Source organism: bacterium, from assembly GCA_030247525.1.
Taxonomy (GTDB): domain Bacteria; phylum Electryoneota; class JAOADG01; order JAOADG01; family JAOADG01; genus JAOTSC01.
In genome coordinates, this window is sequence record JAOTSC010000074.1 from 1 (window position 1) to 16,488 (window position 16,488).

Below are 16,488 nucleotides of genomic sequence, written 5' to 3' on the forward strand. Positions count from 1 at the left end.
ACAAGTTGCGATCAACGAAACTGGAAACCCGTTGACCACTGAACTAGTGAATCTGATTAATCCAGTAGCCGCTCGCCAGATGCTGATGATAGGGATAACGACCACCAGTTTTCTCTTTCCATTTTTTTGGATGTTACCCGGCATGAGTGTAACGCTTATCGACAAGAAAGAAAAAATCGATACCTATCGAAAATGGCTATCGGATGTCGTAAATGGAAATGAACAAACGCAAGTCACGAATCGAGAAGTCCCGTCAGCGCCGTTTGTATTGCATCGGGTGTCGTTCCTGCCCGGTGATCCGTTAATTAGTACACTCCCCTATGGATATGATTTCGCGATTCTCTCTTCGGTTGTACAACAACATTTCTTTCACCAGAATGTCGAACTGCTACGAAAAATCTTCCATGCTTTGTTACCCGGAGGGAGAGTTGTTGTCCGCGAGGTTCTCTGTGCACCAGAGAGCAATAGTCACTATTCCAACGCAGTTTACTCAGTGAATTCATTAGTGGAAACTCGTGGCAAACCACCTTATAACTTCGAGGAAGTAAAAACTGCGTTAGAGCAAGCAGGTTTTATCGGTGTCCGGCTGCTCAACCCTGAAACTTGGATGGACGGAGTAATCGAAGCATATAAGCCACTCAGCGCACAATTGTAGGAAATCTTAGCGTTGGGGCCAAACACGATAGAAAATGTTCAGTAATTGTTAGAACAGTGGAAGGTGTTAGCAGAAAGAAGGAGGAATACCGTGTCGAAGAGAAAATACATCTATGTACTACTATCGGTGTTCACAATATTTCTGCCTGCAATATTGCATGCAGAGCCTTATGAGGGATTCACGCTATTTGGTTCAAATAACTCGCGTAACAATTATTTAGTGGATATGAGCAATACCGTTGTCCACAGTTGGGCGTCTACAGTATCGGGCAATTACTCTTACTACTTGTTAGAAGATGGGAGCCTGCTGCGTACAGCGATGTCAGGCAACTCCTTCAACGGCGGCGGTGCGCAGGGTGCTGTCGAGAAACTTGATTGGGACGGGGTACGAACGTGGTTCTATACATACAGCAATACCTCACACCGGTCGCATCATGACATCGAACCAATGCCCAACGGTAATGTGTTGATGATTGCTTGGGAGTTGAAATCATCTTCCCAGGCTGTTGCCGCTGGGTTAAGCCGCAGTGCTGCCATTTGGCCGGACCACATCATCGAAGTGCAACCGACAGGTGCTACTACCGGAGATATCGTATGGGAATGGCATGCATGGGATCATTTAGTGCAGGACTATAACGCTTCCCGTTCAAATTATGGAGTAGTGAATGACCACCCCGAACTGCTTGATATCAACACCTATACTGGAACTGGTGGTGGCGGCGGTGATTGGATGCATGTCAATGCAGTAAGCTATAATCCTGATCTCGATCAAATAGTTTTTTCATCCCACAACTTGAATGAGATTTACATCATTGACCATAGCACAACCACAGCGGAAGCAGCATCGCACTCAGGTGGCAGGTGGGGAAAAGGTGGAGATTTTCTGTACCGCTGGGGTAACCCTGCGAATTATGATGAAACAGGCACCCGGGTTTTCGATGTCGTTCACTGTGCTTGGTGGGTCCCTGCCGGACTTCCCGGAGCAGGGCATCTCCTTGCCTTCAATAATCGTCAAACCGCCCGCGCATCAATGATTGTCGAGTTGGTGCTGCCGGTTGACAGTCTTGGATACTATTTGCGGGATTCAAGCACTGCTTACGGACCTGCATCACCAGTATGGAGTTACTCGGGGACGGGCTTTTACTCCCAGCATTTGGGGGGAAACCAACGACTCCCAAACGGTAACACAATCATTTCCGAGTCAACCAGTGGTTTTTTGTTTGAAGTCGATTCGACCGGACAAACAGTTTGGAGTTACAATCGCGGTGGGGAGATCGTCCGGGTACTTCGTTACGGCATGTCCGATTCTGCGGTTTCCCGGCTAGTGCCGAGCTCCGCTAAAGAAACGACAAGCATTCCAGTGAGCGTTGCGCTCACTCAGAATTATCCGAACCCGTTCAATGCTTCGACCAAACTCGGTGTCAACTTGAACGCGACTACAAGAGTGAAGCTGGCAATCTACAATACCCTCGGTGAACAAGTCGCATTGGTTGTGAATGGCAAACTGGTTGCAGGTGAGCATGAATTTGAGTGGCGAGCGGTTGACCGGAACGGCAGATTGTTACAATCAGGGGTGTATCTCTCCGTATTGGAAGCTGGGAGCTATAAACAAACCAAAAAAATGGTTCTCGTGAAGTAGCGACTTACTCTGACATCGCAATCGGTTTGTTTTTTCACGCAATCAGAACACCAACCACGAGGTAAACAATGGAAATCTTCCGCAATCTACTGATTATTGTTGCCGTTGCAACAATTCTTGTTTCAAGCTCCTGTAGCGACTCCAGTTCATCGAATCCATCAACGCCAAATGGCTTTGCTCCTGTTGGAATGAAATTGATATCGGCAAGTGGCCAGACTTTTTCGATGGGGGAGAATGATGGTCTCGAAAATGAAACACCTGTTCACACTGTCGGTTTTTCACACAATTATTGGATGGACTCTACCGAAGTTACCCAAGCTGATTATGACGATGTAATGAGAGCGTATTACTCCAGTTACTCCTCGCCCGACTGGCACACACCGTATGGCCTCGGTGATCGCTACCCTGCCTATAATGTCTTTTGGGGTGATGCTGCTTTGTATTGTAATGCCCGCAGCCGTCGTGATGGTCTCGATACCGTCTACACCTATTCACGGATTATCGGTACTCCGGGGAATCTCTGTGAATTGGAAAATCCCGTCATCGATTATTCCAAATCCGGTTATCGATTGCCTACCGAAGCGGAGTGGGAATATGCCTGTCGTGGCGGAACTACCACCGATTTCTATTGGAACAAAAATTGGAATCCATACCCGTCGACTCATGCCGACACATTGGAAGTAAACAACTATGCTGTCTGGTACGGTAACTCCTTCCAGTTTGGTTCCGACTCTGCGGCGTACGGAGCGCAAATCGTTGGGTCCAAACTTCCCAACCGTTTCGGTTTGTTCGACATGTCTGGTAATCTCTATGAATGGTGTAACGATTGGTATGGTAACTACAGCAGCTCGACAGTATCCGATCCAACCGGACCCGCGAGCGGTGATTACCGGACGATGCGAGGTGGAAGCTGGGGTAATGAATCCGACTACATCCGCGCAGGAAATCGCACGATTACCATGCCCGGTTATTCTTACTACTTCATTGGATTCCGGGTTGTCTATCCCGTGCTATAGCTCGATAGGAAAACCGAAATGCGAAGCATCGCACTGACAGCATGTTGGTTACTACTATTCGCCGCGAACGGTCTCGCGTACGGTATCGTTATCAATGAGGTAATGGCGGATAACGATACGACGGTGCTCGATCAGAACGGCGAGAATGACGACTGGGTGGAGTTATACAACCCAAGCGATACTGCGGTGTTTCTACATTCGCTCTATCTCTCCGACCGGGAGTCGAATCCGGGAAGATGGCGATTACCGGATACTACGATAGGAGCAAACAGCTACCTCATCGTATGGGCGGATGAAGACGTCACGCAAGCTGGTCTACACGCTTCCTTCAAATTATCCGCATCGGGCGAAGGAGTGTTTCTGTTCGATTCGCTCTTGTCCTTACTCGATTCAGTGAACTTTGGTGTCCAGACCACCGACATCAGTTATGGAAGATATCCCAATGGCAGCGGTGCGTTCAACTTCATGTATCCGACTTTCTCAGAGTAAAATTGCGGTGTTAATCCCGGCACGGCGGATCGCTCCGATGAGTTTTTTGTCGACACGTTGGTACATCGTTTCCGTTTGCACTTCTACATCGATCACTGGGCAGATACGCTTCGTGTTTATTACGACAATGACGAAAATAGATACCTGCCGGCACAACTGACCTACAACGATACCTTAGTATTAGATAGTATCGGCGTACGCTATAAAGGTAACTCGTCCTACACGATGTCGAGCAATACGCCGAAGAAACCGTTTGAATTCAAATTCAACGAATTCAAGGATAGCCAGTCGCTCTTCGGATTGCACCGCTTGAATGTGCATAACGGCATGAGTGATCCATCCTTTATGCGCGAAGCCATCGCCTATGGAATTGCCCGCAGATATATGCCTGCGTCGCGTACGACCTATGCCGACGTCTACATCGACAACGAATTGATCGGATTCTACTCCATCATCGAACAGATGGATAAAATATTCCTTGCCCGCCATTTTTTGAGTAATGGCTTCAATCTGTATAAAGCCGGTAACGACGGTGCTCCGCTTGCATATCGGGGCACTGTACAATCGTTGTACGAGTCTGAGTACGAGCTGAAAACCAATGAGACCGAGAACGATTGGTCGCGGTTTATCGTGATGCTCGATATGTTGAATAACGCATCCGACGGCGAATTCGTCGAACTGGCGGGCGAATACCTCGATTTCGATAGTTGCTTACGGTTGCTCGCATTCAACATGGTTTTGTCGAATTTTGACAGCTACAGCGGATCGGGTAGAAACTACTACTTCTACGATTACGAAACGATTGGAAAATTCGTGATGATGCCGTGGGACTTAAACGAAGCGTTTGGCGTTTATACCAATAGTTGGAATGTCATTACGCAGGATATCGTCGGCATCTCGAACCTAAATTCCCGCCCACTAATGCGACGGTTACTCGAAAACGATTCGCTTCGCCAAATCTACCAGAACTATATCGCCACGATGATAATAGAGATTGCGCACGCCGATTCGGTTAGCGCTATGGTAGATCGTATGCAACCGGTGATCCAGCCTCATGTCCTTGCTGACAACAATAAACTTTACACCAATGAGAACTTCTACAATAATCTCACGAGTAATGTCAGCGTCGATATCGGTCGGGTGATTCCTGGACTCAAGAATTTTTCGCGAAACCGTAACGCAAGTCTTGTCTTGCAATTGACAAGCGAGCGAGTGTATCCCGGTGATTGTGATAATAATGGAGTCGTCGATGCCTCCGACGTATTACCGATTGGCAGATACTTCCAAACGACCGGTTCAAGCCGTACGACAATAAATGTGAATTGGACGGCGCAACGAGCGCCTCGCTGGGAAAATGTTGCCGCAATGTTTGCCGATGCGAACGGCGATGGGACGGTCGATGAGCGCGATGTCGTTGGCATCGGTGTGAATTGGGGAAATTCCCATGGCAACATCATGCGCAGTTTTCCCATCGATCCCGGCGACGCCGAGTCGATCCAACCATACCGTTCAGATTTTCATACGCTCTATCGGTCGCTCATTGGTAACGACACAGCAGTCGTGGCAATGAAAACGTTGTTGGAAATGTTGTTCCAGTTTACTACCGAAAATCGACTACCGGAGGAGTATTCGTTATCGACGAATTATCCCAACCCTTTCAATCAATCGACCTTGTTCCGGTTGGCGCTTCCCGAACCGCATTCGGTAACGGTTTCCGTCTATAATGTGTTGGGACAATCGATTCCGGCGTTATGGGAGCGTAAACAACTTACCACCGGTTATCATACCCTGCAACTTGATGCAAGATCGCTATCGAATGGTATCTATTTCTATCGGATCGAGGCCGGACCCTATTGTGCTGCGAAAAAATTCACTGTGTTGAAGTAAGGAGCGAAACATGCGAAGTACTCTCTTTTGCAGTTTCTGTATTGTCTTGCTTCTAAGCGGTTGCAACAATAACGACGATGACAATTCGCTAACCCCGGCTGTAGCCTCTATCGGCTTCGCAACAGCGGGCAGCGCGATTGCAGTCGGTCAAGAAATTGAGATGTCGCTACAGGCGGACAATTTATCGGCGGATGTGTTTGCAGTAAGTATGCAGATTTCTTTTGATCAGGAAGTTCTTGCCTTTTCCGATTCTTCCGGTTGGGTGGCGGGTGACTTGTTCGGCTCCAATGCGCTGACCTTTGTGCGGACGGAGGAGTCAGTCATACGCCTTACCGTCACCCGCGTGCAGGGCACTCAACCGGGGAACGGATTTGGTACGCTATGCCGCTTAACCTTCAGTGGTCGGGCTGCGGGAACTAGCCCTTTGCAGATCGACCGGAATGAACTAAAGCTATTCGATTCCACCGGGGTGGAAATCGATCTCGCCGATATCGTTATCAACAACGCAGCGATGCAAGTGAACCAATGAGTCGATCGCATTCGTTAGCGTCTCTTTGCTTCACATTGGCGAAATTGCACGGTCGGTTTCGCTGAACCACCAATCCCCACTCATAACATAGTTATGAATGGTTCGGTTAGGAATACGATGCAGATAAGAAAAAATCCAATTTCACAACGTCGACTCCTTGTCGTGTTTATTCTCCTTCTGTTGTTCGTTCAATCGATTACGATTCCGTTTCGGCATACTTTCCGCGTCCCCTGTTACTTAGCACCGGTAACCGTTTGGAAATTGAAGTACGACGGCACCGGACAGGTGAACGGGGTTTGGGAAAAATCAATTCTCCATGAAGATATCCGCGCGGAAATGTTTCACTTCGACCGTCCAGATATCGTCGAGTTTCGTTTACATGACAGTATATCAGATGGCTGTAAAATTGTTAAAGGGGAGATTATCGGTTGGATCCACTCTCGCGAATCGAGCCATTTGGTGAAAATCACTGAAGCGGAATTAGGAAAAGCACGGGCGACTGAACTTGCTTTGAAAGCTGGCGAGCGCAGCGTCGACATCGAAGTCGAACGGGAAAATCTCAATGCTGCTTCCTATGCGCTCGAAGCATACGAACAGGAGTACCAGCGTGTAAAGCGGCTGCTCGACCAGAAACTGGTATCGGAGTCCGAGTTCCAGATCGCATCTGGACATTTAAAAGTACTGACAGCGACCCGTGATTTGGCGAAAGCCCGAATCCGGGCGCTCGAGTCCGGTGCGCGGAGCGAGGATGTTCGAATTGCCGAAGCGGAAGTAAAACGTCTGGAAAGGGATTTGGATCGTATCAGCGATATCCTCGGAAACGAAGAAGCAATCCATGCGCCATTTACCGGACTCCTGAGATTAGGAAGCGAACCCGATGTTTTACTCTCATTGGTTCGGGTCGACACCCTTGATGCGACGCTCATTATGCCGGCATCCTACTCTTCGTTTGTTGTTAATGGCACAGAAGTGAGATTGCAAGTGCTGTCAGATCCCGATAACTATGTCAATGCTGCGATCGAGAAAATCGAGTATCTTACCGGCGACAGTTCGGGAATGCGCGCTCATATTTATCTACCCAACAAAGAGAACCGATGGATGAATGGGATGACCGGTTACTGCGAAATGCAGACCGATCGCATCACCCTCATCCGAAGTATGAAAATGCGAATGGGTCGCTATAACTACTCATGGACATTTTGAGGACGAACGGTGTATCAAGAACGCTTCGTTCGTAAAGAGTATAAGTACTATGTCCCTTGGTACTCCATCGACGCGTTGCGCGAGCGGATTCTTCTCCACATGGATTACGACCCCTTCTGTCTGGAAATGTCGGATCGGATGTACCATGTTCGCAGCATCTATTACGATACACCGCATTATCTTTTTTACTACGAGAAACTTGCCGGAATAAAAATTCGAAAAAAACTGCGCATTCGCACTTACAACGAACTGACGGATAACTCACCAGCATTTCTGGAGATCAAACGAAAATTCGATAACTACATCTTCAAGGATCGCGTGAGGATTCCGTTAGCCGAAGCGACTAATCTGTTGGCGGGAAAATCAGTTGTTATTGGCGAGAAAGCTAACAATTCATCACGAGTCGCGCTCAACAAGTTTGTTTATCTTATTAATAATCTGAATCTGCGCTCCTCCATTTTAGTTACCTATGAACGGGAAGCTTTTGTTGGAAGAGAGAACCCAACAGTCCGTGCTACGTTTGACAAGAATGTCAGGAGTTACCCTCAACCCGCATTAGAGGAAATATTCCGTGAGCAGGATTTGACGACTTTTGCAAGTCAGAATTTCATTTTAGAGTTAAAATTCTACGACCGGATGCCATATTGGGCGCGGCAGATTGTCCGTGACTTCCGGTTGCACCTCCAGTCCATTTCAAAGTATTGCAACTGTTTAGAAACTTGGCATCCGTCGATGCGGAGAATTGTGAACACACTATGAATCAATTCAGTTTATTGCCGGCGTCAGGATATCCGTTAACATCGGTAGAAATCATAATTAACATTAGTTTAGCGTTTGTCATCGGAATTGTAATTACCACAGTTTATCGATTGACCAACCGTAATCGCCCGGTGAGTACATCCCTTATTCTAACCCTCATCATCCTTTCGATGGTGGTGGGAATGGTGATGATGGTGATTGGCAACAGCATCGCTCGCGCTTTCGGATTGGTCGGAGCGTTGTCGATTATCCGGTTCCGAACTGCGGTAAAGGACAACCGCGACATCGCATTTGTCTTCTTTTCTCTAGCGGCAGGAATGGCGGCAGGTGTTGGAAACTATCCGTTAGCGGTGTATGGCACCGGCGTCATTTCGCTCTTACTCTTGCTACTCGATTACATCCACTATGGGACACCACGTGCCGGAGTGTATTTGTTGCGCTTCCAAATGGTGTTGATGGATAGCGACAAAGCAGTCGTCGAAGCGATTCTCAACAAGTATCTCGCTGTACATCATCAAATATCGGTGAAATCGGTGCGGATGGGACAATTCATGGAATACAATTACTCTGTTCGCATGAAAAACAATAACCAATTGCAGGATTTCATTGCCGACTTGTCCGCAGTAGAAGGGATGGAACGGGTAAACATGCTTGCCGACGACGAAGAACCGGAATCGTAAGCAAGCAACTTCCTTCTTGCACCTATCCGCGACATCTATCAAAACCGCTTTGATAGTATCTTTTCTCGCTCGATATTTCAGATGCGAGAAATCCATGTCTGAATCGACTCTACTACAAATCGAAAATCTTGTTTGCCGCGGTTTTTCTAAAACCGGGGACATAATCCTCGAGCTCACATCGCAAAGATTCCATGAACGTAGCTGGTACCGGATTGCTGGAGACTCCGGCAGCGGAAAAACAGTATTGCTGAAAACGATTGCAGGAATGAACCCCTTTGAAGGTACGATCCGGCTTCGCAATGTTGCTTTGCAAAGCACCGTGTTAAGCGAATGGCGCAAAAGGATCCTGTTCTTACCATCAAATCCTATTCCTTTGGCAAACACAGTTGGCGAAGCGATACAACTGCCGTTTGTTTGGCGCGGCATCGTTCCACCTGATACAACTTCGATAGAGGAATGCCTCCAGAAGTTCTCCTTGACTTGTTTGTGTGATACCAGTACAGCGAATCTATCGACCGGTGAGAAAATGCGGTTGTCCCTCGCTCGAGCATTTCTTTTACGTCCCGAGCTGTTACTTTTAGATGAATCGCTTGCTCCCCTCGATACCGGAAATCGTTTGTTGGCAATAACTGCCTTTCAAGAGCTAACGGATATGCATGGAACAACAATTATTTGGGTTGATCATAATCACCCCGAGCTAACGATTTCTCCTGAAAACACTATCGATTTGCAAAGCGGAACCGCTCGGATTGTCGTATGAAGTCCGATTATGTTTCGCTGACCCTGTTCGATTTGTTGCTCTGTACGGTGATGATTCTCATTGTGGTGTTAATGTCACATCGGTCGCGATATGGATTAACGAGATCGTTTTTGTGGGGCGCGGTTCGTTCAGCGGCACAACTCATCATTGTCGGATACATACTGCAGTGGATCTTTTATGTAAACTCACTCTATTTAATTCTCTTCATTTTAATGTTACAAACGCTGATTGCCGCTTGGCAGGCGTCTCGTCGTCAAAAAGTGGTATTTACCGGCTCGCTTTTATATCTTTGGATTGCCATTGCCGGTGCTTCACTGTTCTTTCTTGCGTTCGCGGTTTTAGTCATAATTCGTCCCAGCCCACTTTGGCATGCGCCGATTCTAATTCCCATTGCCGGGATGACGATTGGAAACGCTTTAAACAGCGCAGCACTATCGTCTGAGCGGTTGTCGTCGGAGTTTCGTTTACGAAAAGAAGCGATTGAGACCGCGTTAGGACTTGGTGCAACTCCGTGGCAAGCGACTTGGGATGCGCGCCGAGAAGCGATGCGAGCGGCTGTCACTCCGGCGCTCAATCAAATGTTTGTTGTCGGAATTGTTCAACTTCCCGGGATGATGACCGGACAAATTATCGGTGGGGTGAGTCCAACTGAAGCCGTTCGATATCAATTCCTCGTGATGTATCTGATTCTTTCCGCATGTTATGGAACGGCGTGGTTAGTAGAGCGATTAATCTGGCGAAAACTGGGCGAACCTTCGGGCATATTTCTCAATGAATCTTTTTCTCATAAATCATAATCCGTCCTATCAAACTTCTTATCAACCCGGTTTCTATGCGGAACTTGCCCGCCAATCGAGAATTCTCGTCGTATATCAACAGAAGTGGGGAGACCGCGCTCCCGAGTATGAGTCGCCGCAAAAGATTGCCGACAATTTCTGGATAGTCTATCGTCGACCCTTTGCACCCTACCGTCTGATGCTGTTTTCCGAACGCTTGGCACAATGGGATCGCACACTGTTTGATCGACAGATGAAACGGTATTGTCAATTACTCGGTTGGTCGCCAGACATTGTCGAATTCACACATCCGATTTATCGCGAGCACTATCACTGCAAGACCGGCACAAAAAAAGTGTTCTGGTTGATTGACCATTACTCAGAAGTCCCCGGCAATAAACCGGTACAAGTTGGGTATCTCGCCGCCAATGAGAAGGAATCTGCTCGCAACGCCGATTTAGTCATCGCTACAGCGCGGGAGTTGGTTAACCGGTTTGGGCAGTATGCTAAACAAATTCGTTTCTTGCCGAATTCCGCCGACCGCAATCATTTTCAGCCACGATGGCTTCGCGATGCTCCAGTTCCTGAAAGAATCAAGAAAATTCCACGACCGATTTTTGGTTATGCTGGAAACATCAACGCAATATCTGATTGGAAAAGTCTCCGACTACTCGCGCAAAGTCGTCCAAACTATTCGTTTGTTTTGTTCGGATCGATGGACGGTCCCCGAGAGTTCTATGCCTCAGGTGACTTTGCACAGGCAATGCTGCTGCCCAACATACATTACATGGGAAAAGTTCCAAATGAAGAGCTGGCGGCGATGTATACCCATTTCGATGTTGGCTTGGTGCTGGACGCGATCAATGAATTCTCGTTGACTCGCAACCAGAACAAAATCTATCAGTATCTATTGGCGGGGCTACCGGTAACGGGACCTTTTGCACAACCCGATTATGAGTCATTTTCGTCGTTACTCCATCTCTTCCGCGACCCACGCGATTGGCCGGAGCTATGTGATGCGGCACTGCAGACCAATGATGAAGCACATGCCCGGATTCGACGCGCCTATGCTGAACAAATCGATATGGAACAGATAATTCGATTCAGGATTTCACTATATGAAGCGTTACTAACAAACCGCCCGTTACCTGAGTTTGAGTACCCATTCCTCGATTCTGTTTCCGGGTGATTGGAAGACGGATGAGAACCGACAAGTTGTGTTGCTTCGCAATCTCACTCCAGGCTTGATATTTGTCATTTACGAAAGCGGTGTTCTGTTCGTATCATTAACCAGCACATCGAGATTTTAAATTGATCTGAAACAGGAAATAACTGTGGCACCATTACGCGACGCTTGTTATGAAGCGCTCAAAACCATTAAGTACCCTGGATTAAGCCGCGACATCGTGTCGTTCGGTTTAATCAACGAATTAACCGTCGAAGGGAAGAAAGCGGTTGTCAAAATTGTTTTAACCACACCCGATACTTCGATTTCAAAAACATTGGGGGGAGAAATTCGGGAAGTTCTCCACAAGGTGTCCGGTATCGATGACGTGGAAGTGTATGCCCAGCATCTGCCGCCGAAGTCGCCGCAGATTGGTGGACATGGCACCCCGGGAGTACCCGCGGAACCGTTGGTGCCGGGTGTTAAGCATATTGTTGCGGTTGCTTCCGGGAAAGGTGGCGTCGGCAAATCCACTGTTACGGTGAACCTTGCTTTGGCGATGGCGCAGTTAGGGTATAAAGTCGGCATCATGGATAGCGACATTTACGGGCCATCATTGCCTATGATGGTCGGCATCGAAGAAGCGCCCTATGTCGCCGAAGGAAAATTAGTTCCCCATGAAAAGTTTGGTGTTCGGTTGATGTCGATTGGTTTTTTAATCCCCACCGATCAAGCGCTCATCTGGCGCGGGCCGATGGTGATGGGAGCGGTCGAACAACTATTGAAAGATGTTCACTGGGGTGAGCTCGATTTTCTCTTTGTCGATATGCCGCCCGGAACCGGCGACGCACAATTGACCTTATCGCAAAAAGTGAAGCTCTCTGGAGCGGTAATCGTTACCACACCGCAGAATCTCGCATTGCTCGATGCGAAAAAAGGGGTTGCGATGTTTCAGAAAGTGGAAGTCCCGATTCTTGGAATCGTCGAGAATATGTCGTACTTCCATTGTCCGAATTGCAATACTCGTACCGATATTTTCTCGAACGGCGGTGGGCGTCGTGAAGCTTTGCGATTGGGTGTGCCATTCTTGGGCGAAGTACCGCTGAATGCCGGGATTCGTGAAGCTGGCGACAACGGCGAACCAGTGGTGGTCGCGCAACCAGAGTCGCATACAGCGGAAGTATTCCGCAACATCGCCAAATCGGTCGCCAACTTATGTAAGTAATATATATTCTCGACATTCCTGTCGCGATGAATGCAGATATTTGTAGTTACAAAAATATTTGCGAATGCCATTTTATAGGAAAATATCATGCCAACCGAACCAGAAATAATGGATGCCCTGTCAGGCGTCTTTGATCCCGAAACGGGACTCGATATTGTTAGTATGGGTTTAATCTACGATGTCTCAATTGTTGAGAAATCGGTACAAGTGAAGATGACGTTGACGACCCCAGGTTGTCCATTGTCCGACCGGCTATCCAGTGGAGCCCGTAACGCAGTTTTGGAATTAGAAGGCGTCGAGGATTGCCATGTCGCCATCGTTTGGGATCCGCCGTGGCACCCCCGGATGATGTCCGATGAAGCAAAATTGCAGCTTGGTTTTAAGCTGTGACCCAACTTGATAAACAGGAAATCTGGGAAGGGTGGGACGATCCGCTCGCCGATGTTGCTCGTTTTTTACAAGCGGCAACCCCGCATGCCGTCGCTGAGCAATTGTACCACCTCGTATTACGGGAACAGACGGTCGACCGGATGGTTGCCGAGGGACTCGACCCGCAAGATCCTCAAGCCGCACGTAGTTTTTTCGCCGAACACATTGCCGAGCTGAATACCGCGGCACACAACCGGTTACTGGAAATCTGCTCTGCCATCGCTTCGCAAGAAGGTTGAGGAGGTTAGGCACTCTAGCCTGACGTGGGTACAGATAGGTCTCCAGACCTGTATTTGCCTGATTCTTCCGTAGGGGCGTATGGCATACGCCCCAAAACCGTGACAGATACCTTCCTTTCGCGGTGTGGGTAGGGGCGGATCACCGTATCCGCCCGAATTGGAGGTTCTGACTAATTCCGTAGGGGCGTGCCGCGCACGCCCATTTATTACCGAAATGTTTCCATCCGAACCTTTGCTAAGCAAATCCAATATGAACGAAGAGTACCCGCAAGTCTACCTCGATCACTTCCAACAGCCACGTTATGTTGGGGTTCTGGAACCGTGTTCACATCGAGCAGCGTTGACGACGAATCACCCCGGTTGTCACGATCAATTGGAATTGTATCTCCGAATTGTTGATGATGTGATCGAGGATATCCGGTTTCGCGGACGATTATGTTCCGGCTCACTTGCCGCCGCTTCGTTGCTTTGTACGAAACTCCACCGACAATCCGTTTCGGTGGCACAATCAATTACCGAACAGGATTTGCGTATCGAGTGGGGAGTGGTTCCTCCCGGAAAAGAACATTCCCTAAAGCTGGTAATCGACACTTTACAGCTTGCGATAAAATCTCCGGAATAACGTGATTGCCCCGGAAAATCGCTACTTGACTCGAACCGGTTTACCCGCTATCTTTGCAATGCTCAAGGAACAATTTTTGGGCCTGTAGCTCAGTTTGGGAGAGCACCACGTTCGCAACGTGGGGGTCAGCGGTTCGAGCCCGCTCAGGTCCACTGCAGTATCCAATCATTTCGCAATACGATAGTCTTCGTGTATGGTCAGGATAGCGGTTCGAGCCCGCTCAGGTCCACTGCAATATCCAATCATTTCGCAATACGATAGTCTTCGTGTATGGTCAGGATAGCGGTTCGAGCCCGCTCAGGTCCACTTACAAATACCGCGATATAAATCGTCGCGGTTTATCGTCTAATCATTGGAGCCGGCCCATTGGGTTTGGTCCCGCGCAAGGTACGAAGGTTTAACCCCGCCAGGTCCGGAAGGAAGCAACGGTCTACCTGATTCCCTGTGCCGCGGGTCGCCGAACCCACTGAGCCGGTTTCTCGATATGTCCATACGACAGACCACAGAATAGTCTGTCGACATATTGCCAATCTTCTGATCGATTTTCTACTGCAACCCTTTTTCTTTTCCTCAATCCTGTCTATCTTACTGGTTACAACATATACAGTTGGATTCTTTGTGTCCTATATCGTATTAGCGCGCCGTTACCGCCCGCAACGCTTCGATGAAGTCATCGGACAAAATCATGTCACGGGCACTCTCACACGCGCCTTGAATCAAGGCAGAATCGCACACGCCTATCTATTCGGTGGGCCGCGCGGCGTTGGTAAAACCACAGTTGCCCGTATCCTTGCCAAAGCTGTTAATTGCGCGGTTGGCGATACCGCCGAACCGTGCGGCGTTTGCGATAGCTGTGTCCAGATTACCGAAGGGCGCAGCCTTGATGTGCTGGAAATCGACGCCGCCTCCAATCGTGGGGTCGAAGATGTCCGCAACTTGCGGGAGAATATCCGGTTCGCACCCTCGGTCGGCCGGCGGCGGGTTGTAATAGTCGACGAAGTCCACATGTTCACCAAGGAAGCGTTCAATGCCTTCCTCAAGACCTTGGAAGAACCCCCGGAGCATGCCGTCTTCATCTTAGCGACGACCGACGTCCATCAAGTTCCACCGACGGTGTTATCCCGGTGTCAACGCTTTGAATTCCGCCGACTCGATGCCGCTGAAGTCGCCCACCACTTAACCGATTTGGCGTCAAAGGAGGGGCTTTCCCTCGATCCCGGTGCAGCTGCAATTCTTGCTCGCAGGAGCGACGGTTCCTTACGTGATGGACTCTCGCTACTTGATCAGATGATTGCTTTTTCAGGCGGCGAAGTCACCGAGTCTGATGTCATTACAGCGCTCGGATTAATCCGCAGGGAGCGATTCTTTGAAGTGACCCGGATGATTCGTGAACACGATTTGGTAAATTCCTTTTCTTTTGTTTCCGAATTGATGGATACCGGAGCAGACCTCTTCGACTTTGTCCGTGGGTTGTTGGAACACTATCTCGTATTACTACGCGTGAATGTAATTGGAAATGCCAGTTCCTTCGCTCTGACACCGGAAGAACGCATCCGCTACGAACAGGAAGCCCCCCTCTTCGATGAAGGGGATTTATTGCGGATGCTGAAAATGACCGCCGATTCGGAACTAACGATGCGCGGCAGTTACAATCCCCGTTTGCGGGTCGAACTGTTGTTGCAACGCCTCATCCGCTTAGACCGTACCATCGACTTAGCGAAATTCATAACTGCCATCGAAACGGCCGCAGCAAACCCCTCATCCGAACCGGCGCAAAAAAAAACGCTAACGAATCCAACACCACCAACTAATACTCCTGTTGCCATACGCACTGCTCCGCGTATTCAATCGGAGACACCCGATGCCCGGATCGCATCGGCGGGAACGCTGGAAGAGCGATTGGCTGCGCTAATTGCGGAGTACCCGGCATTACAGGAACTCAAAGACAAATTCGGTCTGATTGCAATCCCCGATTAAAACCGTACGTTGGACATTTTTGTCCAACGGGCGTTTCCCAATGGCTGACTAAGGTTATGTTTGTTAAGTAAGGAAGTCCGAATGAATTTTCCCTTTGGCGGTGGTATCAACCCGTTTGATATGATGCAGCAAGCTTCGCAACTTAAAACGAAGCTCGCTGAAATGAAGACGAATCTACAAAAGATAGAATTGACGGAAAGCGCGGCTGATGGAAAAATCGTTGTGGTCTCGACTGGCGATGGTACGATAAAATCGATAACCATCGATCCCGATTACTACGCAGCTACCGATTCCAAGCTTGTTATGGATGAATTGCAATCTGTTGTAAACCGAATCCTTACGCGCGCGAAACAAGAATCACTCACACATCTAAAAGAGGCGGCGGGTCCTTTTGCAAGTATGCTTGGCAGTCTTGGTGTAGATATCTAAGGTATTGTGT

At 48.6% G+C, this 16,488-nt stretch carries 18 protein-coding genes, 1 tRNA gene and 1 other RNA gene; all 20 read left to right on the plus strand.

Features of this window, described 5'->3' with window-relative positions:
• Positions 1-655 (plus strand): methyltransferase (locus OEM52_08185; GenBank protein MDK9700108.1); only part of this gene is annotated, 655 nt, incomplete at its 5' end.
• Positions 656-745: 90 nt separating this feature from the next.
• Positions 746-2,293 carry an aryl-sulfate sulfotransferase gene (locus OEM52_08190; protein MDK9700109.1) on the plus strand — a complete coding sequence of 516 codons (1,548 nt, stop codon included), beginning with the start codon at positions 746-748 and terminating at the stop codon, positions 2,291-2,293.
• Positions 2,294-2,361: 68 nt separating this feature from the next.
• Complete coding sequence (locus OEM52_08195) at positions 2,362-3,309, plus strand: formylglycine-generating enzyme family protein (protein MDK9700110.1); 948 nt, start codon at positions 2,362-2,364, stop codon at positions 3,307-3,309.
• Between the two features lie 18 nt (positions 3,310-3,327).
• Entirely contained in the window at positions 3,328-3,798 is a 471-nt protein-coding gene (locus OEM52_08200) for a lamin tail domain-containing protein (GenBank protein ID MDK9700111.1), read from the plus strand.
• A gap of 57 nt (positions 3,799-3,855) precedes the next feature.
• On the plus strand, positions 3,856-5,685 hold the full coding sequence (locus tag OEM52_08205) for a CotH kinase family protein (protein ID MDK9700112.1): 1,830 nt from the start codon (positions 3,856-3,858) through the stop codon (positions 5,683-5,685).
• A gap of 10 nt (positions 5,686-5,695) precedes the next feature.
• Complete coding sequence (locus OEM52_08210) at positions 5,696-6,214, plus strand: cohesin domain-containing protein (protein MDK9700113.1); 519 nt, start codon at positions 5,696-5,698, stop codon at positions 6,212-6,214.
• A gap of 117 nt (positions 6,215-6,331) precedes the next feature.
• Positions 6,332-7,417: a hypothetical protein gene (locus OEM52_08215; protein MDK9700114.1), complete on the plus strand. Its 1,086-nt coding sequence runs from the start codon at positions 6,332-6,334 to the stop codon at positions 7,415-7,417.
• A gap of 9 nt (positions 7,418-7,426) precedes the next feature.
• A complete protein-coding gene (locus tag OEM52_08220) occupies positions 7,427-8,176 on the plus strand; it encodes a polyphosphate polymerase domain-containing protein (GenBank protein ID MDK9700115.1) in 750 nt (249 codons plus the stop codon).
• Positions 8,173-8,856 carry a DUF4956 domain-containing protein gene (locus OEM52_08225; GenBank protein ID MDK9700116.1) on the plus strand — a complete coding sequence of 228 codons (684 nt, stop codon included), beginning with the start codon at positions 8,173-8,175 and terminating at the stop codon, positions 8,854-8,856. Before OEM52_08220 ends, OEM52_08225 begins: the two co-directional genes overlap by 4 nt.
• A 94-nt stretch (positions 8,857-8,950) precedes the next feature.
• Complete coding sequence (locus OEM52_08230) at positions 8,951-9,616, plus strand: ATP-binding cassette domain-containing protein (GenBank protein ID MDK9700117.1); 666 nt, start codon at positions 8,951-8,953, stop codon at positions 9,614-9,616.
• Complete coding sequence (fetB, locus tag OEM52_08235) at positions 9,613-10,413, plus strand: iron export ABC transporter permease subunit FetB (GenBank protein MDK9700118.1); 801 nt, start codon at positions 9,613-9,615, stop codon at positions 10,411-10,413. The genes OEM52_08230 and fetB overlap by 4 nt, the downstream gene beginning before the upstream one ends.
• Positions 10,388-11,581 (plus strand): hypothetical protein, encoded by a 1,194-nt coding sequence (locus OEM52_08240; protein MDK9700119.1) that lies wholly within the window; start codon positions 10,388-10,390, stop codon positions 11,579-11,581. Before fetB ends, OEM52_08240 begins: the two co-directional genes overlap by 26 nt.
• A 145-nt stretch (positions 11,582-11,726) precedes the next feature.
• Positions 11,727-12,782, plus strand: coding sequence for an Mrp/NBP35 family ATP-binding protein (locus tag OEM52_08245; protein MDK9700120.1), 1,056 nt, complete (start codon positions 11,727-11,729; stop codon positions 12,780-12,782).
• An 87-nt stretch (positions 12,783-12,869) separates the two neighbouring features.
• Complete coding sequence (locus OEM52_08250; GenBank protein ID MDK9700121.1) at positions 12,870-13,172, plus strand: metal-sulfur cluster assembly factor; 303 nt, start codon at positions 12,870-12,872, stop codon at positions 13,170-13,172.
• On the plus strand, positions 13,169-13,450 hold the full coding sequence (locus OEM52_08255; GenBank protein ID MDK9700122.1) for a hypothetical protein: 282 nt from the start codon (positions 13,169-13,171) through the stop codon (positions 13,448-13,450). Before OEM52_08250 ends, OEM52_08255 begins: the two co-directional genes overlap by 4 nt.
• A gap of 250 nt (positions 13,451-13,700) precedes the next feature.
• Entirely contained in the window at positions 13,701-14,072 is a 372-nt protein-coding gene (locus OEM52_08260; GenBank protein ID MDK9700123.1) for an iron-sulfur cluster assembly scaffold protein, read from the plus strand.
• Positions 14,073-14,150: 78 nt separating this feature from the next.
• Positions 14,151-14,224: transfer RNA gene (locus OEM52_08265), tRNA-Ala, on the plus strand.
• A gap of 217 nt (positions 14,225-14,441) precedes the next feature.
• An RNA gene (gene ffs, locus OEM52_08270) (signal recognition particle sRNA small type) lies at positions 14,442-14,539 on the plus strand.
• A 151-nt stretch (positions 14,540-14,690) separates the two neighbouring features.
• Positions 14,691-16,049, plus strand: coding sequence for a DNA polymerase III subunit gamma/tau (dnaX, locus tag OEM52_08275; protein ID MDK9700124.1), 1,359 nt, complete (start codon positions 14,691-14,693; stop codon positions 16,047-16,049).
• 81 nt (positions 16,050-16,130) lie between these two features.
• Positions 16,131-16,478, plus strand: coding sequence for a YbaB/EbfC family nucleoid-associated protein (locus tag OEM52_08280; protein ID MDK9700125.1), 348 nt, complete (start codon positions 16,131-16,133; stop codon positions 16,476-16,478).
• Positions 16,479-16,488 lie beyond the last annotated feature (10 nt).

Excerpts from the sequence above, each read along its gene's own strand:
- OEM52_08225 (MDK9700116.1), top strand. The coding sequence starts at position 8,173 with ATGAATCAATTCAGTTTATTGCCGGCGTCAGGATATCCGTTAACATCG.
- OEM52_08200 (MDK9700111.1), top strand. The coding sequence starts at position 3,328 with ATGCGAAGCATCGCACTGACAGCATGTTGGTTACTACTATTCGCCGCG.
- OEM52_08215 (MDK9700114.1), top strand. The coding sequence starts at position 6,332 with ATGCAGATAAGAAAAAATCCAATTTCACAACGTCGACTCCTTGTCGTG.
- OEM52_08195 (MDK9700110.1), top strand. The coding sequence starts at position 2,362 with ATGGAAATCTTCCGCAATCTACTGATTATTGTTGCCGTTGCAACAATT.
- OEM52_08260 (MDK9700123.1), top strand. The coding sequence starts at position 13,701 with ATGAACGAAGAGTACCCGCAAGTCTACCTCGATCACTTCCAACAGCCA.
- fetB (MDK9700118.1), top strand. The coding sequence starts at position 9,613 with ATGAAGTCCGATTATGTTTCGCTGACCCTGTTCGATTTGTTGCTCTGT.
- OEM52_08240 (MDK9700119.1), top strand. The coding sequence starts at position 10,388 with ATGAATCTTTTTCTCATAAATCATAATCCGTCCTATCAAACTTCTTAT.
- OEM52_08230 (MDK9700117.1), top strand. The coding sequence starts at position 8,951 with ATGTCTGAATCGACTCTACTACAAATCGAAAATCTTGTTTGCCGCGGT.
- OEM52_08250 (MDK9700121.1), top strand. The coding sequence starts at position 12,870 with ATGCCAACCGAACCAGAAATAATGGATGCCCTGTCAGGCGTCTTTGAT.
- OEM52_08210 (MDK9700113.1), top strand. The coding sequence starts at position 5,696 with ATGCGAAGTACTCTCTTTTGCAGTTTCTGTATTGTCTTGCTTCTAAGC.
- OEM52_08280 (MDK9700125.1), top strand. The coding sequence starts at position 16,131 with ATGAATTTTCCCTTTGGCGGTGGTATCAACCCGTTTGATATGATGCAG.